Annotated in this window: 18 protein-coding genes and 3 pseudogenes; 10 read left to right on the plus strand and 11 right to left on the minus strand. The window is 70.7% G+C overall.

Annotated elements, in window-relative coordinates:
- Positions 1-29: 29 nt before the first annotated feature.
- From ACGFZK_RS21485 to ACGFZK_RS21495, 3 genes are all read right to left on the minus strand, one after another.
- Positions 30-1,259, minus strand: a complete 1,230-nt coding sequence (locus tag ACGFZK_RS21485) for a serine hydrolase domain-containing protein (RefSeq protein ID WP_393850476.1) — start codon at positions 1,257-1,259, stop codon at positions 30-32.
- An 832-nt stretch (positions 1,260-2,091) separates the two neighbouring features.
- Positions 2,092-2,739: an NADPH-dependent F420 reductase gene (locus ACGFZK_RS21490; RefSeq protein ID WP_393850477.1), complete on the minus strand. Its 648-nt coding sequence runs from the start codon at positions 2,737-2,739 to the stop codon at positions 2,092-2,094.
- Positions 2,740-2,787: 48 nt separating this feature from the next.
- Entirely contained in the window at positions 2,788-3,600 is an 813-nt protein-coding gene (locus ACGFZK_RS21495) for an inositol monophosphatase family protein (protein ID WP_393850478.1), read from the minus strand.
- A gap of 120 nt (positions 3,601-3,720) precedes the next feature.
- Between ACGFZK_RS21495 and ACGFZK_RS21500 the strand changes: the two genes are divergently transcribed.
- A complete protein-coding gene (locus tag ACGFZK_RS21500) occupies positions 3,721-4,662 on the plus strand; it encodes a LysR family transcriptional regulator (protein WP_393850479.1) in 942 nt (313 codons plus the stop codon).
- Between the two features lie 767 nt (positions 4,663-5,429).
- On the opposite strand, the pseudogene ACGFZK_RS21505 reads toward ACGFZK_RS21500, so the two are convergent.
- The 3 genes and pseudogenes from ACGFZK_RS21505 to ACGFZK_RS21515 form a co-directional block, all read right to left on the minus strand.
- Positions 5,430-6,143, minus strand: a pseudogene (locus tag ACGFZK_RS21505) (MFS transporter); the annotation flags it as partial.
- A 343-nt stretch (positions 6,144-6,486) separates the two neighbouring features.
- Entirely contained in the window at positions 6,487-7,602 is a 1,116-nt protein-coding gene (locus ACGFZK_RS21510; protein ID WP_393850480.1) for an AI-2E family transporter, read from the minus strand.
- A 1,059-nt stretch (positions 7,603-8,661) separates the two neighbouring features.
- A complete protein-coding gene (locus tag ACGFZK_RS21515) occupies positions 8,662-9,066 on the minus strand; it encodes an SgcJ/EcaC family oxidoreductase (RefSeq protein WP_393850481.1) in 405 nt (134 codons plus the stop codon).
- Positions 9,067-9,388: 322 nt separating this feature from the next.
- On the opposite strand from ACGFZK_RS21515, the gene ACGFZK_RS21520 reads away from it, so the two are divergent.
- On the plus strand, positions 9,389-9,916 hold the full coding sequence (locus ACGFZK_RS21520; protein ID WP_393850482.1) for a 2'-5' RNA ligase family protein: 528 nt from the start codon (positions 9,389-9,391) through the stop codon (positions 9,914-9,916).
- 586 nt (positions 9,917-10,502) lie between these two features.
- On the opposite strand, the gene ACGFZK_RS21525 is transcribed toward ACGFZK_RS21520, so the two are convergent.
- On the minus strand, positions 10,503-11,867 hold the full coding sequence (locus ACGFZK_RS21525; protein ID WP_393850483.1) for an NAD(P)/FAD-dependent oxidoreductase: 1,365 nt from the start codon (positions 11,865-11,867) through the stop codon (positions 10,503-10,505).
- 255 nt (positions 11,868-12,122) lie between these two features.
- Here ACGFZK_RS21525 and ACGFZK_RS21530 point away from each other — a divergent pair.
- Together ACGFZK_RS21530 and ACGFZK_RS21535 are read left to right on the plus strand one after the other, a co-directional pair.
- A pseudogene (locus ACGFZK_RS21530) lies at positions 12,123-12,677 on the plus strand (ATP-binding cassette domain-containing protein); the annotation flags it as partial.
- 196 nt (positions 12,678-12,873) lie between these two features.
- Positions 12,874-14,304 (plus strand): amidohydrolase family protein, encoded by a 1,431-nt coding sequence (locus ACGFZK_RS21535; RefSeq protein WP_393850484.1) that lies wholly within the window; start codon positions 12,874-12,876, stop codon positions 14,302-14,304.
- A gap of 361 nt (positions 14,305-14,665) precedes the next feature.
- Here the strand turns inward: ACGFZK_RS21535 and ACGFZK_RS21540 are convergent, their stop codons facing one another.
- Positions 14,666-15,481 carry a hypothetical protein gene (locus ACGFZK_RS21540; RefSeq protein WP_393850485.1) on the minus strand — a complete coding sequence of 272 codons (816 nt, stop codon included), beginning with the start codon at positions 15,479-15,481 and terminating at the stop codon, positions 14,666-14,668.
- 942 nt (positions 15,482-16,423) lie between these two features.
- On the opposite strand from ACGFZK_RS21540, the gene ACGFZK_RS21545 reads away from it, so the two are divergent.
- Positions 16,424-16,777: a hypothetical protein gene (locus ACGFZK_RS21545; protein ID WP_393850486.1), complete on the plus strand. Its 354-nt coding sequence runs from the start codon at positions 16,424-16,426 to the stop codon at positions 16,775-16,777.
- A 57-nt stretch (positions 16,778-16,834) separates the two neighbouring features.
- Here the strand turns inward: ACGFZK_RS21545 and ACGFZK_RS21550 are convergent, their stop codons facing one another.
- A complete protein-coding gene (locus tag ACGFZK_RS21550; protein WP_393850487.1) occupies positions 16,835-17,515 on the minus strand; it encodes a 2OG-Fe dioxygenase family protein in 681 nt (226 codons plus the stop codon).
- A 738-nt stretch (positions 17,516-18,253) separates the two neighbouring features.
- The gene (locus ACGFZK_RS21555) at positions 18,254-18,715 is read right to left on the minus strand and encodes an ATP-binding protein (protein WP_393850488.1); all 462 of its coding nucleotides are present in this window, start codon (positions 18,713-18,715) and stop codon (positions 18,254-18,256) included.
- 328 nt (positions 18,716-19,043) lie between these two features.
- On the opposite strand from ACGFZK_RS21555, the gene ACGFZK_RS21560 reads away from it, so the two are divergent.
- From ACGFZK_RS21560 to ACGFZK_RS21570, 3 genes are all read left to right on the plus strand, one after another.
- Complete coding sequence (locus ACGFZK_RS21560) at positions 19,044-19,643, plus strand: TetR/AcrR family transcriptional regulator (RefSeq protein WP_393850489.1); 600 nt, start codon at positions 19,044-19,046, stop codon at positions 19,641-19,643.
- A 266-nt stretch (positions 19,644-19,909) separates the two neighbouring features.
- Entirely contained in the window at positions 19,910-20,311 is a 402-nt protein-coding gene (locus ACGFZK_RS21565; protein ID WP_393850490.1) for an SsgA family sporulation/cell division regulator, read from the plus strand.
- Positions 20,312-20,382: 71 nt separating this feature from the next.
- Complete coding sequence (locus tag ACGFZK_RS21570; protein WP_393850491.1) at positions 20,383-20,733, plus strand: PRC-barrel domain containing protein; 351 nt, start codon at positions 20,383-20,385, stop codon at positions 20,731-20,733.
- 101 nt (positions 20,734-20,834) lie between these two features.
- Here ACGFZK_RS21570 and ACGFZK_RS21575 read toward each other — a convergent pair.
- Positions 20,835-21,379: pseudogene (locus ACGFZK_RS21575) on the minus strand (transposase family protein); the annotation flags it as partial.
- A gap of 88 nt (positions 21,380-21,467) precedes the next feature.
- Here ACGFZK_RS21575 and ACGFZK_RS21580 point away from each other — a divergent pair.
- The gene (locus ACGFZK_RS21580) at positions 21,468-21,995 is read left to right on the plus strand and encodes a GNAT family N-acetyltransferase (protein ID WP_393850492.1); all 528 of its coding nucleotides are present in this window, start codon (positions 21,468-21,470) and stop codon (positions 21,993-21,995) included.
- Positions 21,996-22,113: 118 nt separating this feature from the next.
- Positions 22,114-22,518, plus strand: coding sequence for a RidA family protein (locus tag ACGFZK_RS21585; RefSeq protein ID WP_393850493.1), 405 nt, complete (start codon positions 22,114-22,116; stop codon positions 22,516-22,518).
- Positions 22,519-22,598 lie beyond the last annotated feature (80 nt).

Here is a 22,598-nt window from a genome sequence, read left to right on the forward strand (position 1 = left end):
TGCGCCCGCCGGGGATTGCGGGCCAGCCCTTAGGGGTGTTGTCCGGGCAGGCTGGGGCTTCCCTGGTTCCCGAAGGCGGCGAGGGCCAAGCGTTGGGCCACTGCTTCGGCCCCGTTGCCGAGGGACGATGACGTGCCGATCGCGTATACCGCGCGCCGGTTGAGGTCCGGGGAGGCGAAGACGCCGCTCCGGTATCCCGGATCGGAGCCCGTCTTGCCCCACAGGACCGAGCCGTCGGGCAGCGGCACATACATCAGGCCGACGCTGAAGCATGCCGTGCCCTTCGCGGGACCGGTGTTGCAGTTGGACCCGTTGGCATAGGGCAGCGGCTTGCCGTCGGTGCCCTTCGGCACGGCGAACAGCTCCGCGGCCTGCGCCGGACGCAGCAGCCGGCCGTCGAACAGGCCGGAGATGAAGCGGTCCAGGTCACCCGTGGTGGAGGTCATGCTGGCGGGCAGCCCGCCCTGTACGTTGACATCGACCAGCTCGCCGTTGCTCCTGGCCATGTAGCCGGGCAGGTAGGGCGCAGGCACGGGCGTACTGCGGCCCGGCACGGCAGCCCTGGTTTCCCTCATCTTCAGCGGCTTCAGGATGCGGGTAGTCACCTCGTACTGGTACGGGTGCTTGGTGATCTCTTCGATGAGCTTGCCTGCCACGCGGTAGCCGAAGGAGTTGTACTCCTGCCGGGTACCGGGGCGAAAGCGCGGACCTGGAGCCGGCCTGCCCACGGGGCGGAGCGTCTGCTCGATGACCTCGTCGAAGGAGAGGTACTCGTGGCGACGCTCGATCGCCTCGTCCGCGGGGGTGGCCGGAGAGCCCTCGAAGTCCTGGGGCAGGCCACTGGTGTGGTTGAGCAGCTGCCGGACGCTGATCGGCTCCGCGAACCGGGTCTCCGGCAACAGCCCGGGCAGGTAGTGCTGGACGCTCTGGTCCAGATCGACGCGGCCCTCGGCGGACAGCTGGAGGAGAATCACCGCCTCCATGGGCTTGCTGATGCTGCCGATACGGAAGTGCGCATCGGGGCTGATGGGCTTGCCGGTGCTGATGTCCCCGGACGTACCGCGCCACCTCTGCCCGTTCTTGTGCACATCGGCCACGACACCGGCGGCACCGTCGTCCGGGCGCACGGTAATCGCCTCGCGCAGGGCGGCACGGTCGAGGTTGCCGGCGGGCGTGGAGGCAGCGGTGGCGGCCTGCGCGGGGGCGATCACACCGAACGCGAGGGCGGCGGTCAGTGACAGGGCCGAGGAACGGCGCATAGGGGAAACTCCATTGGGAACGTGATGATCAAGTACAGGTGAGTCTGTCCGCCCAAACCTGCCCGGTTCGTCGGGGATCGCCCTGCCCGGACCCTGATCAGACCCTGCCCCCACATCAGGGATCCGTAGGAAACGGCCTCGATGTCGAGGATCAGCTGGACCTGAGGGTAAGCGGGCGCCTCGACACGCGTGTTGCAGCCACCCGGCACCCGGTTGGTGAGACTGTCGACCACGTCCGCCGTCCCATGGCCTGGACTGCAGGGCAGACCACCAGGAAGGCCGCACCCCGCTCGTACCGGTGGAGACCGGAGGGCAGGCCTCGTCGGGGCGGGCATATCCCCGGCCGGCTGCTCAGCAGTCCCCCCTGCGCCGGGCATCCTCCGCTCCGCCGCGAGCGGGCCGGGCGCGCAGACGTGCAGGGCCCGTACGTACGCACCCCGGACCTTCTTGTTGACCGACGCGATCAGCTTCGGCGGCTCCGCTGCAGGTTGATGCCGCAGGCCGGGGCGTCGGGGGCGGCGTCCAAGGCAGCCGGTGGCTGCCTTGGACTTCACGGCCTGGACATGCCCGGCGAGGCCAGGCGCGGCCGCAGCCGCAGCAAGGATGCTCTCCCCCTGAGCGAGTACGCCTCCGTCGGCGGCCGGGGCAGCGTGGCCGCGAGCGGGCCCCGGCGGCCGGATCTGCCGGCTGGACCGGCACGCTCATCCGTGCCGTCGCGACGACCGCCCCTGCGCTCGGTCGTTCCTCGCCCCGTTGCTGGACCGGCGCCGAGCGGCCTCGTACGGGCCCGCCGGCTGGCTGCGGTCTGAACCCGGTGTTGGCGTGGTGGTGGTCAGCGGGCGAGGGAGACGGCGAAGGGCGTGAAGCCGTGGCGGCGCAGGATGTGGGGCACGACCAGGATCATCGCCTCGGTGGCGCGGGCTGTGCTGATGTCGCCGAGATCCTCGATCCGTTCGGGCTGCCAGCCCAGGTCGCCGAGCAGGCTGGTGACGGTCTTCTTCGCCTGTTCGTCGTTGCCCGAGACATAGACGGTCGGTGGGGTGGCCAGGGTTTCGGGGGCGGTCATGACCATGAACAGCATGGTGTTGAGGGTCTTGACCACATGGGTGTCGGGGAGGGCGGCCTGGAGCTTCTCAGCGAGACTGCTGCCGGGATAGCACAGGTCGCCGGGCAGGCCGTCTCCGGCGTCGCGGGTGGCGTTGGAGACGTCGATGAGGAGCTTGCCGGCGAGCTCGGTGCGCAGGTCGGTGAGGCGGTCCAGGGCGCTGTCGCCGGGCGTCGCGTTGATCACGATGTCCGCGGTGCGGGCAGTGGTGCGCTGGTCGGCGAAGGAGACGCCGGGGGCTGTGCCTTCGGCGGCCGCCGCGGTCTCTTCCCTCGGGCTCCGGCGGCCGAGGGTGACATGGTGCCCGGTGGCGGAGAGCTTGCGGGCGAGATTGGTGCCGACGCGGCCGGCGCCCAGGATGCCGATGCTGGTCATGAGGTGGTGCTCCTTGCGGTATCGGGTGGGAAGAGCGGGGGTGCCCGGTCAGGCGATCGGCGAGAGGACCTTGAGGGCTGTGGCGTGGATGCCGGGGGCGGCGGCCAGGAAGTCGCGGCTGCCGGTGTTCCAGGGTTCGCCCGCCAGATCGGTGACGGTGCCTCCGGCCTCGGAGACCAGCAGTGCGCCGGCGACCAGGCCGGAGCGGACGTCGGAGAACTGCCAGAAGGCGTCCATGCGTCCGGCGGCGACGTGGATGAGCTGCATCGTGGCGGGAACGGACACGCGCACGACGAGTCCGTTGATGAGCATGGCGGTGACGGAGTCACCGATCCGCCGGAAGGTGCGCTCGTCCTCGCCGGGCCTGGCTTGGCCGGTGCCGATGAGTGCAGCGCCCATTTCGGTCTTGGCGGACACCTTCAGCGGTCGGTCGTTGAGGCGGGCACCTCCGCCGGCCACTGCGGTATAGGTGTCGTCGGTCAGCGGCAGGTGGACGACGGTGAGTACCGGCTGGTTGTCGCGGACGAGGGTGGCGGTGACGGCCCAGTCCGGCATGCCGTGGACGTGGTTGATGTTGCCCTCGGCGGGGTCGACGACCCACCACTCCCCGGGCGGGAGCGCGCCGCCGGCCAGCTCGTCCTCGGCCCATTGCGATCCTCGCCGGGCCCGCAGCAGCGGTTCCCGCAACACATCCAGCACCGCGTCGTCGTTGGCGTGGATCTCGTCGACGACCTCACCGAGGCTCACGCCGCGGGCGTGCGAGGTGTAGCGGTGGAGCAGCGTGAGGCCGGCGGTCTTCACCGCGGTGGTCACGTCGGACAGGAGCGTCGTGTCGGCGTCGAAAGGCATGACTTTGCTCATGGCGGGCTTCCCTGGGTTCGGTTCGTGCGGCGGGGCGGCTCGTTCCGCACCCACACCTCGAAGTTAGGCCGCCAGTGGATTAACAACAAGTGCATGCTATTCACTCGTAGAGTTACTCTCATGCAACTGGATCTGAACCTGCTCACCGCCCTGGACGCCCTCCTGGAAGAGGGCAGTGTCGCCGGCGCGGCGGACCGTCTCCATGTCACCGCACCGGCGATGAGCCGCTCCCTGGGCCGCATCCGCAAGGCCACCGGTGACCAGATCCTGGTCCGCAACGGCCGCAGCATGGTCCCCACCACCCGCGCGCTGGCCATGCGCACCCAGGTCCACGCCCTCGTGCAGCAGGCCCACCAGCTTCTTTCCGCGCAGCAGGAACTCGACCTGGCGTCTCTGGACCGGGTGTTCACCGTGCGCTGGCACGACGCCCTCACCGCCGCTTGCGGCACCGCCCTGATCACCGCCGTCCACCGCCAGGCCCCCGGCGTCCGGCTGCGCCTGCCCGCCGAACCCGGGACGGACACCCCCGAGCTGCGCCGGGGTGAGGTCGACCTCGAATCGAGCTCCAGCGCTCCGGCGCTCCCCGACATCCGCCACCGCCTCGTCGGCAGAGACCGGCTGGTCGTCGCCGTCCGCCCGGGCCACCCGCTCACCGAAGGCCCGCTGACCCTCGAGCGCTACGCGGCCGCCGAACACCTCACCGTTTCGCGGCGCGGAAGCCTGCGCGACCCGATCGACGACGCCCTGACCACACGCGGCCTCGAACGACGCGTCGCCGCCGCCGGGCCCACCGCCGCCTTGGCTCTGCAACTCGCGCTCGGCACCGACCTGGTCGTCACCCTCCCCGACGCGGTCACCCGCGCCGCCCGGGAACAACTCGGCCTGGCCACACTGCCACCGCCGCTCCCGCTGCCCGACGTGCCCCTGTACCTGCTGTGGCACCAGCGCTACGACAACGATCGCGCCCACACCTGGCTGCGCGAAATGGCCGCCGAAACCGTCCGGGCACTGTTCGCACCACCGACCGCCTCTCAGCCCCTCACCAACCGGACGGTGCAGTGACGCTGAAGCACGGGGGAAGGCCCGTGGCGGACCGACTCCCGTTCTCGGGCTCTGACTCACCCTCTGTGGCCGTGGCCGTGGGTGACCGGTTGGGCCTCGACGAGGGCTTCGTCTTGTGACGGGATCGGAGGGGCCGGCCAGGACGTCGCGAAGGCGGATGCCGGGGTCCGTGTCGTTGTCGAAGGGGCCGATGCCCCAGGTGCCCATGTCTCTCCGCGCGTGGCCGTCCGGGGACCGTCGCGCCGGCCCCTGACAGTGAGGTCGGGAGGCAGGCAGTACCCGCTTGCCCAGGAGCTTGAAGCGAGCGAGCTTCGGCTCACCCGTTTCCGAGGAGCAGGTGGCTGCGACGAGAACCGCGCGGAGATCAACCGGCCCGAAGCCTCCTCGGGCTTCCCGCCGCGTACCGCCGCGTACCGGCGGGTGCGGCCACTGCGGCGACCGCCTCACCCGCACCGGCTGCGCGGCACTCGGGCCCCTGCCGGTGCCGGACCAGGACCCCGACGTCGTCCCGCGGTTCCACGCCGACCGTCCCAACATCCGCGGTGCCTGCGACGAGGACACCGGGCCCGACGCCGGGCCGGCCGAGATGAAGGCCCTGACCGAATCCCGCACCACGCCCATCGCCGCCGACCTCCTGCGCGCCGGCACCGGCCACGCCATGCTCGACACCAACCTCGACCCGAGTAAAAGCGAGGGCAGGGTCGGGGGCTGCCGCGCGACCAAGGTCGCCCGGCCCGCTGCGGCACGCGGCCAGATCACCCAAGGGATCAAGTCAATTCGGGTGCACCCTTCCGAACGGGGTCCTCGGATTGCGGGTGACCTGGACCGCCGGTCGAGGCAGCGCTCCGCAGCGCCGCCTCGACCCGGCGGTTGCCGGTCATGTTCGCCGTCACGGCGGTCATGGTGAGAAGGAGGCCGGCGGCGACGTAGAGCGGGGTGCGTACGTCGTACGTGGTAGCCAGCCAGCCGCCGAGGAAGGCACCGAACGGGGCGGCGCACATGGCGAGCATGCGGGAGGTGGAGGCGACCCGGCCCATCAGGTGGGCCGGGACGATCGCCTGCCGGAGGGAGGGCCCGAGCACCATCGTCGTGCCCATGCCCGCCCCGCAGACGGCGAGCGCGAGCCCGGCCACGTACGGATTCGGGGCGGCGGCAAGGCCCAGGATGGCAAGTCCCTCGACCATCGCCGTGCAGATCAGCGCGGTGCCGGTGCCGAGTTGCCGGCCGAGGAAGGAGGCGATGCCCGCGCCGAGCAGGCCGCCGGTGGCCTCCGCCGTGAGGAGCAGGCCGTAGCCGAAGCTGCCGATGCCGAGACGGTCGTGCGCGAAGAGGGCGAGGACGGTCTCCACGGCGAGGAAGGCGACGTTCCCGACCGCCGGACGGAGCGCGAGCCCGAGCAGCAACCGGTCCCGGAAGACGTACGAGGCCCCGGCCCGCGCCTGCCGAAGCAGCGACTCGCGGGCCTCCGGTACGGGCCGAGGACGTCCGGCTGCGCATGGGGGCCGAGAGAGCGGGCCAGGTATCCGTAGGAGCGGGATCGGCATGGGGGCGTCAAGGACTGCACGACCTGGCGTACCCACGCAGGCGCCGCCCCCGCCCTCACCACCCCCAACGGCCGCCTGTATGCCATCTGCCACGCCCCCACACACGGGGGCATCCCGGCCGGCGCCGGATACCCGGCAACGCGGGACGCCACCGGGTGGTGGCGCGCCCGAACATGCCAGGCCGGTTTTCGGCTTGAGGGCCTGTTTCCGGCGCAGCCCCGGCTCCAGGCCGCACAGGCGGGCACGAGCAGCATCAGGGCGGCGGCGCCGCAGCGCGGTCCTACGACGGGGCGGGCGCCGTGGGAAGCCGTTCGCCGGCCTCCGGCTCGTGCGGTGGTTCGCTGAGCTGGTCGCGCAGATAGTTCCAGACGACGGCGATGAGTGCGGCCGCCGGTACGGCCAGCAGGCTGCCCACGACGCCGGCCAGGCTGCCGCCCAGCGTGACCGCCAGCAGGACCACCGCCGCGTGGAGACCGAGACTGCGGCTCTGGATCATGGGCTGGAACACGTTCCCTTCGAGCTGCTGCACCGCGACGATGATCGCCAGCACGATCAGCGCGTCCGTCAGGCCGTTCGACACCAGCGCGATGAGCACCGCCACCAGACCGGCGAACAGGGCGCCCACGATCGGCACGAACGCGGAGACGAAGGTCAGAACTGCCAGCGGCAGAACCAGGGGTACGCCCACGATCCACAGGCCCAGGCCGATGAACACGGCGTCGAGGAGGCCGACGAAGGCCTGGGACCGGACGAACGAACCCAGGGTCTGCCAGCCGCGCGCGGCCACGACCGGGATGTCGGTGGCGAACCGGCCGGGGAGCTGGCGGGTGAGCCACGGCAGGAAGCGGGGGCCGTCCTTGAGGAAGAAGAACATCAGGAAGAGCGCCAGGACGGCGGTGACCAGGCCGTTGAAGATGGTACTCACCCCCGTGACGACGGTGGAGACCGCGCTGCCGACGCTGTTCTGGAGGCGGTCCATCGCGGCGTCGGAGGCGCCGGTGATCTGGTCGTCGCCGATGTTCAGCGGCGGCCCGGCCGCCCACTCGCGCAGTCGTTGGATGCCCTCGGACACGCCGTCGACCAGTTCGCCCGACTGGGAGGCCACGGGCACGGCGATCAGCGCCACGATGCCCGCGGCCACCAGGAGGGACAGCACGGTCACCACGGAGGCGGCAAGAGCGGGCCGCCACCCGCGCCGACGCAGGAATGCGGCCAGGGGCCAGGTCAGGGTGGTGAGGAACAGGGCGACTATGAGCGGCCAGACGACCGACCACATCCGGCTCAGAACCCACAGGGTCGCCGCCGCCATGACCAGGACCACCAGCAGTTCGGCGGAAAACCGCGCCGCCGTACGGAGTGCGGCAGCGGCCTTCGTGGAGCTCAGAATGACAGACATGGCGTCACCCTAGTCACACTCCGTTCGCGCTGGGGCAGGGCTCGGCCTGGTCAACGGCGGGGCTGGGCACGTTTTCGGCCCTCCGCTGGAACTCCCCACTCGTAGTCGGCCGGCATCGAGCCGAAGTGTGCCAGGGCGTCCGGATCCTCTGTCAGTGCCGCAGGGACTCCCGAGGCCCGCGTCGTGCTCGCCGAGGGTGTCTTTGTCCAGGGCGACGCTCCGGGCGCGCTCGGCGGGCCCTTCTTCGGCGGGCCCTTCTGCCGCATCCCGGCACGTCGGGCCATCGTTGCCCGGGCACGGACCGGGCGACTACGGCCCGGGCGTAGGGGCCACCGTAGACGGGCTGTTCGAGGAGTTCCGGCGCGGTGGCGGCCGACGGCGGCGATCGGGACGGACCCCGAGGGCGTCGGGGGCGGGATCGTGGTGGCCGGAGCGTTCGGCGGTTTCCAGGATCCGGGTGAGATCGACGTGCAGGGGCATGCTCACGCAGCCGCGCAGTTCCAGGCCGGGGCGGACGATGCGGGTGAGATCGACTGGTCCGCCTGGTGGAGGTGGTGCGGAAGGAGGGCCCGGGCCGCTCGCGCGGCGGCTTCACCACCAAACTCCTCCTCAGCGCGGACGACCGCTGCCGCCCGCTGTCCCTGATCGTCACACCGGCCAGCGGGCAGACCGCATGCAGTTCAAGCCGGTGCTGGAGAAGACCGCCTCCCGAAGCTCGGGCCGGGCAGGCCACCCGCAGGAAGCCGGACAGCTTCGCGGCCGACAAGGCCTACAGCAACGGACCGTGGCGCGAGTACCTGCGGCACCGGGGCATCCGGCACACGATCCCGGAGAAGACCGACAGCCAGGCCGCCCGCTTGGGAAATGGCTCACGCGGCGGGCGGCCGCCCGGCTTCGACGGGGAGCGGTACAAGCACCGCAACTCATCGAACGGGCTGTCAATCGGTCGAAGCAGCGCCGGGCGCTGGCCACCTGCTACGGCAAGCGCCGTTACGTCCACCTCGGCACCGCCACTGCGGCAGCCCTCACGGTCCGGCTCCGAACGTGATCGAGGGCAAGCTAGTGGGCGACGACCCCCGTGTTCTGGCAGGCGGTCAGCAGCCAGCGACCGTCGGCTTGCTTCGAGATCACGTACAGCGGGGCACCTTCGCTCTCCTCGCCTGGGGCGAGGTAACGCTGACGGACCTTGACCGCCGCGACATCGGGGCGGATGAAGAGCACGTGGACGACCTCGTAGGTGACCTCGCCGTCCCAGCTCGCCGCGGGGAGGACCTTGCGGGTGAACTCCGAGATCGCGTCGAGGCCGATGAGGACCTTGCCGTGGGCAGTCGTCCAGATCGCGTGCGGGTGGAAGAGGCCGAGGAACTCCTCGGGGTCCTTGTTCTGCTGGGAGTGCTCGACGGTGGCGACGAGCCGGCTGATCGCTTCGACGTCTGCTGCGCGGGATGTGGATTCCGTGGTCATGTGGATCACCGTCACACCTCAAGCGTGATTGAGGTCAAGCGTGTGATCACACGGTGATGTGAGGATGACCGGACATTCGGCGCGGTTCCGGCACAAGCTGCCCAGGAGACCTGAGCCCAGGACGACGAGCCGGGCACGAGACATTTGCGTGATCGGCAGGACAAGTCCGAGACGGCGCACAGCTCGCCAGACGGGCGGGCGCGCGTGCTTCCGGCCTGCCGCTCCGTGATACCACGTCACGCAGCGTGGGCCAGACCCCCAACCGCCCCGCAACCCCAGTCTGACCGTGTCGGTCCCGTACCCGGCCTGCGATGATGATGGAGTGCCAGAGCCAGGGACCACTGCCGTCGTCATTCTTCTGCCCGATGCCGCCCCCCTCCTCGATGCGGCGTGGCGTATCGACCCGGCTCTTGTGCGTCATGGGGTGCCGGCGCATGTCTCGCTCCTCTACCCGTTCGTGCCGGACTCGGCGCTGACGGGTCAGGACGAGAAGGGCGTGCGTTCCCTGGCGGCGAGTTTTCCGGCAGCTGATCTGCTCTTGGAGGAGCTCGTGACGGCGTCCGGCTTCGTCGGCGTCACCGTTCCGGAACTCCAGCCGATCGTTGATGCGTTCCGCGCCACGTGGCCCCGGTTGCGCCCGTACAGAGGCCGCTTCGGGGCGCGGCCCGCCGCCCATGTCACGGTCGCCATGGGCGCGGACGACCCGACAGCCTCCGCCCATGTCCGCGCTGCGGTCGGCAGCCTGCTGCCTCTGCGCACCCGTGCGGCCGCGGTCCAGGTGGTGGTGCTGACGGAGGAAGGCTGGCGTCCGCGGTTCACCGCGCCGCTCGGCGGCCCTGACGGACGGTGAACACCGCCCGACAGTCCCCTGGCTGCCACGACCACAGCCAGAGGCCGGCACCCCACAGCTGACCACGTCTCGAAAGCCAGTGGAACTGCGCCTACCCGGTGGCACGCCATCGGCGGCGCCCTGTCCGATGAGGAGACGCAGAAGCGGTTCGAGGGCCTCATCACCTGCGCCCAGCCCCCCCGCCCGGACGGCCGGACGCGCCCGTGCGCAACCGGCCACAGCGTCGGCCCGGCACCGCCCCAGGTACGGCACGGCGCCCCTCGGCTCCGGCACTCGGCCCCCGCCGGACCTGCGGTGTGCAGAGGCGGCTCGGCGAGCTGGGCGTGGGCCGGGCCCGGTAGCGGGGTCGGGCGGCTGTTCCAGAATTCTGGAACAGCCGCCCGCCTGTAGGGGCTGGCGTCAGTCGCGGACGCGGGTGCCGGCGGCGAACATGCCCACCGCCGCCACGATTCCCAGCGCCCACGCCACGCCCGTACCCACGCTGCCCAGGGCCACCGGCTCCACCATGCGAACGGATCGGGCTGCGGGAACCGCCGGTCTTGGTGGGTCCGACTCCTGCTGATGGCGATCTCGCTCGGCGGAACGGTCAGCCTCCGTCGGCCGCCGTGCGGGCCCGTACCTCCTCCGGGGTGAGGTAGTGGTCCGTGTACTCGAAGTCGCGCAGCGTCCCCGGCTTGTACGTCTGGAAGCCGGTCCGGACGAAGTCGTCGCCCGCCACGGCGTTCAGGAGCCAGTTCGTCATCACCCGGGTCTTCGCGGCCCCGGTGCGCAGCGCTGCCCAGTGGTAGCCGCGGGCCACGGCCTGGGCGGGCATCCCGCGCAGGTCGATGCCGAGCGGTCGGGAGACGCCGTCGCGGCCGCCGAGGTCCACGACCAGTCCGAGGTCCTTGTGGGCGTACGGACGCAGCGGCGTGCCCCGCAGCGTGGCGACGACGTTGTCGGCGGCGACCCTGCCCTGGCGCTCGGCGTGCTGCGCGGTGGGCGGGCACACCGCACCGTCCCCGCCGCCGGCAAGATCGGGCACGGCGGCCGCGTCACCGAGCGCGAACGCGCCGTCCGCCCCCGGCACCCGCAGGTCCGGAGCGACGACGAGCCGGCCGCTCTTCGCGGTCTCGGCGCCGAGCGTGGCGATGAGCGGGCTCGCGGCGACGCCGGCCGTCCAGATGAGGGTGCGGCAGGGCAGCACGCGCCCGTCGGTGAGGGTGACGTCCTCGGGGCCCGCCTTGGCGACGGAGGCGCCGAGCGAGACCTCGATGCCGCGCCGGCGCAGCACGTCGAGGGCTGCCCGGCCCAGCCGGTCGCCGAGCTCGGGCATCAGCTTCGGGGCCACGTCCACGAGGTGCCAGCTGATCTCGCGCCGGTCCAGCCGGGGGTAGCGGCTGACGGCGTTCGTGGTGAGCCGCTCCAGGGAGGCGGCCGTCTCGGTGCCCGCGTAGCCGCCGCCCACCACGACGAAGCCGAGCCGTGAGGCCCGTTCCGCCGAGCCCGGGGCGGCGGCGTCGGCCAGGTCGAGCTGGGCGATCACGTGGTCTCGCAGGTGGGCCGCCTCGGCCAGCGTCTTCATACCGCGGCCGTGCTCCGCCAGGCCCGGGATGTCGAAGGTGCGGGTCACGCTCCCGGGGGCGAGCACCAGGTGGTCGTAGGGCTGGTCCACCAGCTCCCCGGTGATCTTCCGGATGACACAGACCTTGGCCCGGGTGTCTACGCCCACGGCCCCGCCGGGCACGATCTGGGTCCGGTGGCGGCGGCTGCGGCGCAGCGACACCGCCACGGACTGGGGGGTGAGCACACCGGAGGCCACCTGCGGCAGCAGGGGCAGGTAGAGCTGGTAGGAGAACGGAGTGACCAGCAGGATCTCCGCCTCCCCGGGTGGCAGCGTCCGCTCCAGGCGGCGTACGCAGGCGACGCCGGCGAAGCCCGCGCCGACGACCACGATCTTCGGTCGTGCCATGGTGTCCGTCCCTTCTCGGGTGTACGGGTCCCCGGCACGTCTTCCCCGGAAGGCCGTTCCCTGCACGCAAAAAGCGGGACGGACGGCTCCAAAGGGCCTGGACGGCCACCGAACGGTCCCGAACGGCCCCGGATGTCCCCGCCCCGAGGCACGGGAGTGCCCATCAGGGTCTCGCATTCAAGCGCGGGGAAGCCGCTTGCTCGGCGACGGCGAGCAGGGACAGGTCTGAATCGCACGTACCCGCGCGTTCTCGGAGGTCGACGACACCGATTCCTGATCTCCTTCACCGCCCGGCCGGGTGAGAAGGCCGCCGTCATCGGGGAGAACGGGGCCGGCAAGACGACGCTGCTGCGCGTCATGGCGGGCGACCTCGCACCGGACACCGGAGCGGTACGCCGGCCCGTTCGCATCGGGTACCTGGCGCAGGAACTATCCGCGCGCTCCACCCGGCTCCCGCTGCTCGCGGCTTTCACGGCCGGGCGGCCCGGGCGGTCCGGGCTGCCGGAGGAGTACACCGAACGGCTGTCGGCGCTGGGGCTGTTCCGCGAGGAGGACCTGGACGTCCCGGTCGCGGCGCTGTCTGCGGGACAGCAGCGGCGGCTGCAGATCACCACCCTGGTGGCCCGGCCCGCGGACCTTCTCGTACTCGACGAGCCGACCAACCACATCGCGCTCGACCTCGTCGAGGACCTGGAGGCGGCGCTCGCCGCGTACCCGGGAGCGGTGGTCGCGGTCTCGCACGACCGCGGCTTTCGCCGGCGCTTCCCGGGCGAGCGCCTGGAACGGCGCGACGGCCGAAGGAGGCCCTGAACCGCGCCGAGCCCGCCCCGGGGCGCGGGAGTCGGATGGCCGGCAGATGGCCGGAACGGAAAATGTTTTCCGCGAACGCCTATCGAATGGCCGTTCGCTGGGAATGCTGCCTGTGCTCTCCCGCCCCTGCCCGACGCTCCCACACGGCGTTGCCCGGGCGGGCCTTCCGTTCTGAGCCTTCGGGAGGTACTACGCCATGCAGTCGTCCCCCACCCCGTCGCCGGCCCCCAGCCGCCGCGAAATCCTCACCGGCCTCGGCCTGGCCGCCGCCACCCCGCTCGTCCTCGGCATCACCACCCGCCCCGAACGCCCGAGCCGCCCCACCTACCCACACGTCCCGGTCGGCCCGACGGTCCTGCTGCGCGGCGCCTCCCTCGTACTCACCATGGACCCGGCCCTCGGCAGCGGCTCCCTCGGCGCCCTCGAGAACGCCGACGTCCTGATGCGGAACGGCACCATCGCCTCCGTCGGCACGGGCCTGCGGCCCCCGCCCGGCACCTGGATCGTGGACGCTTCGGGGAAGCTGGTCATGCCGGGGTTCGTCGATACCCACACCCACCTCTGGCAGGCGGTGATCCGCGGGGGCTGTACCGACGGAGACCTGTTCGGCTGGTTCACACGATGTACCGACCCCCAGCGGGGCCGGCTCACCCCCGAGGCCCTGCACAGCTTCGTACGCCTCGCCGCCCTCGACGCCGTCCAGTCGGGGGTGACCACCCTCGTGGACTGGGTGGACATCTTCTCGTACGACCTCATCGAGAGCTACGTACGGGCCCTGGCCGGAACCGGAGTGCGGTTCACCTACGCGATGTTCCCCTCCGAAGCCGACCCGACGCTGGTCACGAAGGTGAAGAAGGAACTCGTCGACCCCGTTCCGCTCGGCGGCTTCCAGGTCGCCACACACGCGGCGCGCGCCGTCCAACACCTCAACCACGCGCACTGGGAAGCCGCCCAGGACCTCGGAGTCATGCTCAACTCCCACGTCCTGGAACGCCCCGAGCAGCGCGCCGACGACCCCATCGGGGTCCTCGCCGACATCGGCGCCCTCGGTCCGCGGCTCCTGATCAACCACGCGATCCACCTGACCGACGACGAGATCGCCGCCGTCGCTGCGCACGACGTGCGTGCGGCCCACTGCCCGCTCAGCAACATGCGGCTGGCCTCCGGCATCATGCGGCTGTCCGAGTTCGGACGGCGGGGCGTCAAGGTCGGCCTCGGCCTGGACGGCGGCACCAACGACAGCTCGGACTTCCACGCGCTGATGAAGACGGCCATCGGCCTGCAGCGCGCCCGCGCGACGGAGGCCGGGATCTTCCCACAGGTGCACGACATCCTGCGGATGGCCACGCTGGGCGGCGCCGAGGCCCTCGGGATCAGCGACCGGACGGGCTCCCTGACCCCAGGAAAGCGTGCCGACGTCGTGGTCGTCGACCCCGCCGCCCTGAACTTCGCGCCGCGCTTCGACTGGGTCGGCCAAACCGTCTTCAACGGGCGGCCCGAGAACGTCGAGGCCGTGTTCGTGGACGGACGGCCCCTGAAGTTCGACGGCCGGCTCGTGGACATCGACACGAACCGCGTCGTACGGGAGGCGGAGGCGGCCGCCACCCGACTCCGCGCGGCCGGATAGACACGCCGGCCCGGCGGACCGTACGCGGCCCCCATCGGGTTTCTCCGGACCACCTCGCCCCGGCTGCGGTGGGTGATCCCATGCCTGCCGCGGAGGCTCGGCCGTGCACCGGACTGGACGCTGTTTCGGTCCGGTGCACTCGCCGTCGCCGCCCAGGCCGAGCAGGGCGAGCAGGGCGAGCCGTCCGGCGTACCACCCTTCAGCAGGGGTGGCCGGGGGTGTGGCCGGAGCCCACGCTGCCTGAACCTTGAGCTCGCAGCGGGCGCCCCCCATAGGCGGACCGTCTGCCTGAGCCTGCGTGGCCGGCACCTGCGAAAACGACTTCCCGCTCACCACACTCGACTGGGACCGCCACAGCCCGTCAGCTCACCTTCGGACTCGGCTCGTCCGCCGGCCGGGCCGTCTCGCCCACGTGCCCATCACCAGCGCCGAGGCCGGCGCCGCGGGGGCCGACCGCGTCCCAGGCCGTCAGCGGACCGTCCAGCCAGGCGGGTGGCAGCTCGGCGGCGTCCCACTCCTCCCGCAGTACGACCGTTTGCGTGGCGAGCCGCTCCAGCACGGCGACGCTGGTGGCGGAGTGCAGAAGGGAGTAGCGGCCGTGGATGGCGGTGGCACTGCCGGGCCCGTACTCCACGTACAACCGCTCCAGACGGGCCCGGTGCTCTTCGGCGAAATCCGCCAGCCGGCCGGCGTAGCGGGCCCTCTGCCGGGGGGTCATCGTGCCGAGGACGGCACGCAGTACCTCCTCGGTGACCTCGGGGTCGAGGTCGGAAACGGCGGTGAAGGTGAGGTAGAGGGGGGTGACCGCCGCCTTCGCCTGCTCCACCTCCATCCGCCCGACCGGCGGCCGGGCGGCCGAGGCGGCGCTCGGTCCGTCAGGGTCGACGGTGTGCCGCAGTGCCCGTTCGGCGATCCCGCCGAGCTCGTCGGTGACGGCACGGGCACCGTCCAGCCAGCCCGACTCGTACGGCTCGCCCTTGTCCCCCGGTAGGGATCCCCCGAGCGCGCCGACCTCCTCGCACGCGCCGGCCAAGGCGCCCGCCTCGACCAGGGCGATCAGGCCCTCCGCATCGTCGGCGGAGACCCCCGCCCGGCCGAGCAGCTGGAGCAGCGTCCTCTTCGCGTTCAGGACGCTGACCGAGTCCAGCTCCTGCCGGTTCTCCTCGGCGGCATGCATCCGATCCTCCTCATCCCAGGGGCCAGCGGTGCGACGGGGTGCGCCAGCGCGGAGCGCACCGTTTGACGGTTCAACGCATGATGGGGCCGCTGTGATCCCTGCGGATGCCCTGTTGCACGACGACTGCATCCGTTCAGCGGAACGAGCGCCCCGGCCTGGTCGCACGACACGGGTGACGGTCGCCGGGGTCTCGCACCGGACTCCGGGGCGCAGCGCCGCAGGCCGGACACGCAGGTGCTGGCGTGGTCGACCTCCACCTGCCAGTCGGTCAGATGGTCACTTCCTCCGAAGGCGTTGGAATCGTTCAGGGTACTGGACGCGGCACTGGATTCCGGGCCGCCTGGGGGGCGCTCAGCACCCCTTGAGCGGGCAGGCCAAGCAGGCCGACTGGTTGCGGGCCGTACGGGTAAGCTGCGCACCGTCCAGTACGGCCCTGGGCGTGCAGTACCGCACCTGCTGCTCGCAGTCCCCGCCCCTGAGCGGCGGGGGCGTATCAGCCCAGGGCGAGCGGGAACCTCACCGCCGCGGCGTGCAGTTCGGCCCGCTGCGCGTCGGTGGGCGCGCAGCGGCCGGTGCCGACCAGGAGTGCGTCCCGGTCGGTGAACGACGCGGGGAACGTCGCCCCAGCAATCCGCGCATACGTCGAGGACCGCGGTCCGGCCGGTATCCCAGTGGTCGGCCAGCGTCTCTCCGGGCTCCGACCTCTCGGACCCGAAGGGTCTTACGCGGCCGACAGTTGCCGCGTTCTCGGCCCGGCCAGCGGAGAGGTGCTCGCAGAGCACGTCCTGCCGTCCTTTCCTGCTCACCGCCTCCATGGGCCAGGACGGCGCCCGCTGCCTCCTGGTCACCTGCACGGCCGGGGGCTCGACATCCGTGCGGCGGGCACCGCCGGAGAACCCTACGTCGGCCTCGTGCCGCACGCAGGACGGCGCTGACGACGTCATGATCGAAGCCAGCAACCTACTGCCCGACGAGCGGCCCTTTGTCGGTTACAACCCGGGCTTCGTCGACAACCGAATCCTGGTCGTGACGGGCGGGGAACAGTGGGCGGAGCAAGGCACCCACCTCCGCCTCGGCCCAGGCACACTCCAGCCCATCGCCGTACCGCTCGGCGACGGCAGCTGGCTCACCCCCGATCAAGAAACAGTGCAGCGCTGGACGACCTCGTCCGGGTTTGCGCCGCTGACCGCATCACTACGCGGCGGACTCGGCCGGGCCGAGAAGGCCCTGCCCACCGCGGAGGAACAGGAAGGACTCGCCGCGTCCAGGCGGCCGCCGAAGGGGCCGCCCACGTAGCTGGTCGGGGACGGCGCCGCGTATTGGCGTGTGCGGCGGGCGCGGGTGGTGCCGGTGTCACAGCTGGGGGACGTACGGGGCGAGGCCGACGATGAGGATGGACCGTTCGCCAGGCCCCGGCTCGGAGCCCGTGCGGACCGGGCCGACGTAGTGGCTGACTCTGTGGTCGTGGACGGCGTAGCCATCCAGTGGGTCGGCGAGGGTGAAGTCGGCGTGGATGTCCGCCCACGGGTCCTCGGGCTGGAGGCCTGCGCTGCCCGGCGTGGCGATGACGTTCTCCCCGCCGGCGACGTTGGTACGGCTGATCAGGTGGGCGAAAGTGAACGTGCTGGCCGAACCGCCGTCCTGGTGCAAGCAGTTCGGAGAAGAAACGGCGTCCTGGCCGGGACGGTCGACGCCGAGCCGGATCAGGTGGACACCAGCCCACAGCGGCCGTCTCCCCAGATTCTTCAGGGACAGGACCTGCTCGATGTCCCAGCGCAGGAGTCGCAACAGCAGAGCGTTGCCGCGCAGCGCCTCGGGGATGTCGGGGAGCACGCGCCGCGTCCGCGGGTTCTCAGGCCCGTCCTCGCCCTGGGAGAAGTCGGTGACCGTACCGTGTACGGGGTCAGGGCTTCCGGGAATCCAGGACAGTTCGTCCTTCCACGGCAGATAGACGGCATGGGAGTACCGGCGGAACCGATTCGTTCCCGGAGCGTACGGATCGGGCGGCAGAGCCGCGAAGACTTCCCGGATCATGGCCAAGTCACTCGCAGCGGAGCCGGCCGGAATACCGAGTTGCTCAGCGCCGTAGCGGGCGAACCCGCGTTCGCGCAGACCGTCCAGGACCTCCCCCGGACCCCCCTCACCAGAGTGCGATCGCCGCTGGGGCTCAGTGTTTTCCATGTGTTCCTCCAACAGGTCACCACCAGGGCCACGGCGCCGACGGCCCGAGACGGCCGTATGCACGCCTCCCCCGTCACGCCCCGGGCTCGACGCGGCCCTGCAATGCAAACCACAGCCCTTGCGGCGTGCTCGTCGAACGGGCGAGGCTGCGGACGGTCCAACTGCTGAGCGTCCTACGGGCCGGCGGAGGAAGCAAACTCGATCTTCCTGCCGCGGACGCGTGCACAGGCTGCGTAACCGCTGAGGGCGCTCGTCCGGCTCGGCAGCGACAGGACCCGTTCACTCCTGCCCCCGGCACGGCGCCCTCGCCCCGCGCCGGTGGGGCACCGACCAGCAGTGGGCCGCCGTGGTGCTGTCCGTCCGCAATGATCGATCTGTCTCCTTCGGCTGCCACGGGCGCGCAGGTGCTCTCCCATGGGTGGAGCCATGCAGATGGCTGTCCGTTATACGGAGTCATGGCCTTATGGCGCGAACACGATGTAAAACGGTTCAAAACCGGCGTCTCGGACTTGTCTCGGACTTGCAATGAGGTCTATCCGGTCAGTGATCGTGGGGAGGTCGCGTCCGCGCAAGCCGGTGAGCGGTGCTGCGTCACATCGTCGGCGCCGGATACGACTGGTCGTGACCGGGGATGGCCAGTTCGAACCACGTCGATTTGCCGGTGGTCGTGCGATCGCTGCCCCAGTCCTGGGCCAGGGCGCCGACGAGTTCGATGCCCCGTCCGCTTTCGGCATCGATGCCGGCGGTGCGGGGGACGGGGCCAATCGGGCTGGCGTCCTCCACCTCGCAGCGCAGGACCGCGCCGTGCACGCACACATTGACCCGGATCGGGCCGTGAGCATGACGCAAGGCGTTGGTGACGAGTTCGCTGACCAGGAGCCGGGTCGTGTCGGCTACTGCGTGAAGTCCCCAAGAGGACAACTGGGCCGTCACGACGCGCCGGGCATGGCCCACCGAAGCCGATTCACGAGCCACGGGCCAGGACGCGCCCCGCATGCCGGCACAAATCGCCGAGGCACCGTACGGGGTGAGCGCCCGCAACCACAGCGCCATCTGCCGGGCGACCCAGGAGGTACGCCCGCGACCGTCCAGCCACTGCCCGCCACGCGCGGAACCAGGCCGGACGGACCCGCCCCGGCAGGCAGGCCGGCAGATGCGGAGCCCGCCGGGCCGGCCGTTCTGGCGGGTTCCACGGAGGCCGACGCCCTGGGCGGCCATGCTGATCACTCCATTCGCTCGGCTTGGTGGCGGTTCCCCGCCTGCCGGTGCCCCGGCCGTTCATGTAGCACTCGCTACAACAAATATACACGTAGCGGTTGCTACAGTAAATACCTCCCGATATAGGACATGCGGGGTGGCGGTGCAGAGAGGGGTGACTGTCATGGCACGACCGGCTGACCTGGGCAAACGGGCAGACCTGCTGCGCCGGGTCCGCGAGTACGTGATCCGGAACGGGCTGGCGGGCCTGTCCCTCCGCCCCCTCGCCAAAGCACTGGGTACCAGCGACCGCATGCTCCTCTACTACTTCGGCAGCAAAGACCGGCTGGTCGCCGAAGCACTGGCCCAGGACGAGGGGAGGCCCGTGTTGCTCGTGCGCAAGGCACTCGACAGCGCAGGAGCCCCTGGGAATGCCGCGGCCATGCGGCTCGTCATGGAAGAGCTGTGGAACCAGTTCATGGCCCCGGAGCGCCGTAACGTCCTCCCCGTCACCTTCGAGGTGATGACGGCCAGCGTGCTCCACCCCAGCCGATACGGCCCCGTCATGCGCGACGTGCTCCACGAATGGAGGACTCTGCTCACCGCCGCCTTCACCGACCTCGGAATGTCCGGGTCGAGGGCCCTCGTCGAGGCCAGTCTCCTGGTCGACGCCACCCTCGGACTGCTCCACGCGGCACTCGCCGACGACGACTGGGACCGGGCGACAGCAGCCTTCCAGACACTGCTCGACCGCCTCGAGCCCGCCTGGCGAGCCGTTGATTGACCAGCGGCACGGGCGCCGGCACCCGGCGCGCGGGCCCCCGGCCGTTCGCCGACCAGAGCCGGCCGGCTGTCCGCCTCGAATTCGTCGCCGGGGAAGGTCAACGTAGCCGTGGCCAGTGCGGCCACCAGGTTTCCTCATGGGTGGTCCCCACTCTCACACTCGGGAGCTCGGCGATCCGGTCCCTCGCTCCGGAGTGAGTACGGCGGGAGAGGGCACACGAGGGGCGCGGTGTACCGCCTATTTCGGAGGCCTCCCTCATGTCCTGCATGTCCAGTCTGATCGCTGTCCGTCTCGAGACGGGGGAGGGTGCTGTCCCGCTCCTCGCCCGGTTTTCGTACTCCGCTGACAATCCATACGCGGTACAGGCGGACTTTTTCGACCGTCTGGCCCTCCTGGCTTCCTGGCAGTTCGACCGGCAGATGCTGACCGAGGGGGTGCGTCGGCAGGTGGGTGAAGGCGACGTCACCTTCCGCCCCCATAGGGGGTCAGGCGGCGACGAAGTCCGTATCGGCTTGCGAAATCATGGTGATGGCCGAGAAGGACATGCGGTGCTCTTTGCGGATGCCGGCGCGCTGAAAGGGTTCCTGGATCGGACGTACGCCGTTGTTGGCGAAGGCGAGGAGTCCCTCGACCTCGACAAGCTCCTCGAGGAGTTCCTGGCCCGCTGAGGAGCCAACGCATCGGATGCTGTCACAGGACACCGGCGGCGAGGGTTTCGAGAAGCAGAGGAGTATCGGCGATGGCGGAGGACCCGTGGAGCTTTGGCCCGTCGTGCGGTCAGCTGGCCGGCATTGACCTGACCGGATGGCGGGTCGAGGCCGCTGATGGCCACATTGGCGAAGTGGACGAGCACTCCGACGAGACGGGCAACGCGTTCCTGGTGGTGGACTCGGGCGGATGGATCTTCGGGAAGCTGCTGATCCCGGCGGGCGCAGTGACGGGGATCGACCGTGCCAGGCGCACCCTCCATCTGAGCCTGAGCAGGGGGCAGGTGGAAGACGCGCCTCAGTTCCTGCCCGGCCAGCACCGTGGCGACCGGGAGTACCGGGAGGACATCGTGGAGTACTACTGGAAGGTCGGCCCCTGCTGAGGGCTGTCCCGTAAATGATCTATGGCGTGCTCGATGACCAGCTCGTCTCTCCGTTATCCGGCGAGGGTGAGGTTGTGAGGCGGGCGATGCCAACATGGCGTGGGCAGCTCGGCCTGGCCGCGTTGGCGGCGGTGCGGGATGATCAGGCCGGTGCCCCGGTAGCCGCCGTCGGCGATCACCGTGGCCCATCCGACGGCCGCCTTGGTTCCGGACAGTTCCCATGCCTCACAGTCGTTGCGGTTTCCCGGCAGAGGCCGGCCGACTGCGACGACGAGTAGTTCTTCGACTGCTCGGCGACGTTGTGGTCGCGGGTGGGCACCGGGGTGCCGTCCACGATCAGGACGGTGTCCTTGCGGACGCCTGTGGTGCCGGCCAGGCGCGGGCCGACGTCGTTGACGATGCGGTCGGCGGCCGACTTCGATATGCCGAAGAGCGGGGCCAGCTGGCGCAGTGTCAGGTTCGTTCGCCGATACGCGGCGACCACCAGTATCCGGTCCTCCAGGACAAAGCCTCATGGCCGGCCCTTGCGCACCGGATCAGCCCCCTCCCGTCGCAGTGCGGTCAGCAGCTTGCTGAAGCAGCGCGGGCTCAGCCCGGTGAAGGGGGCTATACAAGACGGCTCCGACGCCGTGATCACACCAGTCACACCAAGGTCATCCCCTGTGACGGGTGGCTCCGTGTGAGGCCCTCGGAATCCGATGGTGTGACACGGTTCTGGCGTCAAGAATTGCCGGATGAATGAAGTGAAGCTGTCCGACGGGATCACCACTCTGTCCGCGCTGCGCCTGGACGATGTGGAGGCGCACCTCACGGGGGAGGATGAGTTGCTCGTCCGCTGGCTCAACGGCGGTCCCGGCACGCGCGAGGGCGTTGAAGCGTACGTCCGGCACTGTCAGGAACAGTGGGAATCCGCTGGGCCACTCCGCGCTTTCGGCATTCGGGTGGGAGCCGACGAGGCACTTGCAGGGACGGTCGACTTGCGGTTCGCAGGCGAGGGTTTGGCTCCCGGTCAGGTGAATGTCGCCTACGGCCTCTATCCCTCCTGGAGGGGGCGTGGCCTGGCTACCCGCGCGGTGCTCTTGGCGTCCCAGTACGCGGCGAGCGAGGGCGGGGAGGCGGCAGTGATCCAGGTGGAGCCGGGGAATCCTGCATCTGCCTCAGTCGCGCAGCGGGCAGGGTTCGCCCCCGGCAAGCAGACGCACAGCAAGGACGGCACACGGTTCGACTGGTACATCCGGGACCTACGCGTCGCCACTCAGTGACGACCAGGTGATTATGGGACAGCCCTTGGCTTGTTCTTTAACCTCAGGTTGCTGCGGAGTGCTTGCCGGTGGGGAAATTGCGGTGCGTTTCGGCACCACGCTAGGCAGACTCGCGGACATGAAGATCACCCGCATCAACCCCGAGCAGCTGCATGAGACGCCCGGCTACCACCACATCACGGTGGTAGAGGCAGGGCGTACGGCCTACCTGGCGGGACAGTGCCCGCTTGATCGGAACGGTGACCTCGTCGGTGCCGGTTCCCTCGAGACGCAGGTCGACCAAGTGGTCGCGAACGCGCTCACTGCCCTGGCCGCGGCGAGTGCCCAGCCGCAACACGTGGTGCGGTCAGTGATCTACGTGCGGAGCGACGAGAGGGACATGCTCGGAGTCGCATGGCGTCGGCTCACCGAGTCTGCCCTGGGGCCGGCGTTCACCACCGCCAGCACACTCTTGGGCGTTGCCCAGCTGGGCTTTCCCGGACAGCTCGTCGAGGTGGATCTCACCGTGGCGCTGCCTGACTGACTTCGAACGGCGTATCGATGGGTAGCCCAGCTGGGCATTCGCCGGATGCTGGGACGGCCTTCGTCTGATCATGTGCTCCG

This window comes from Streptomyces sp. NPDC048257 (assembly GCF_043201855.1).
Classification (GTDB): Bacteria; Actinomycetota; Actinomycetes; order Streptomycetales; family Streptomycetaceae; genus Streptomyces.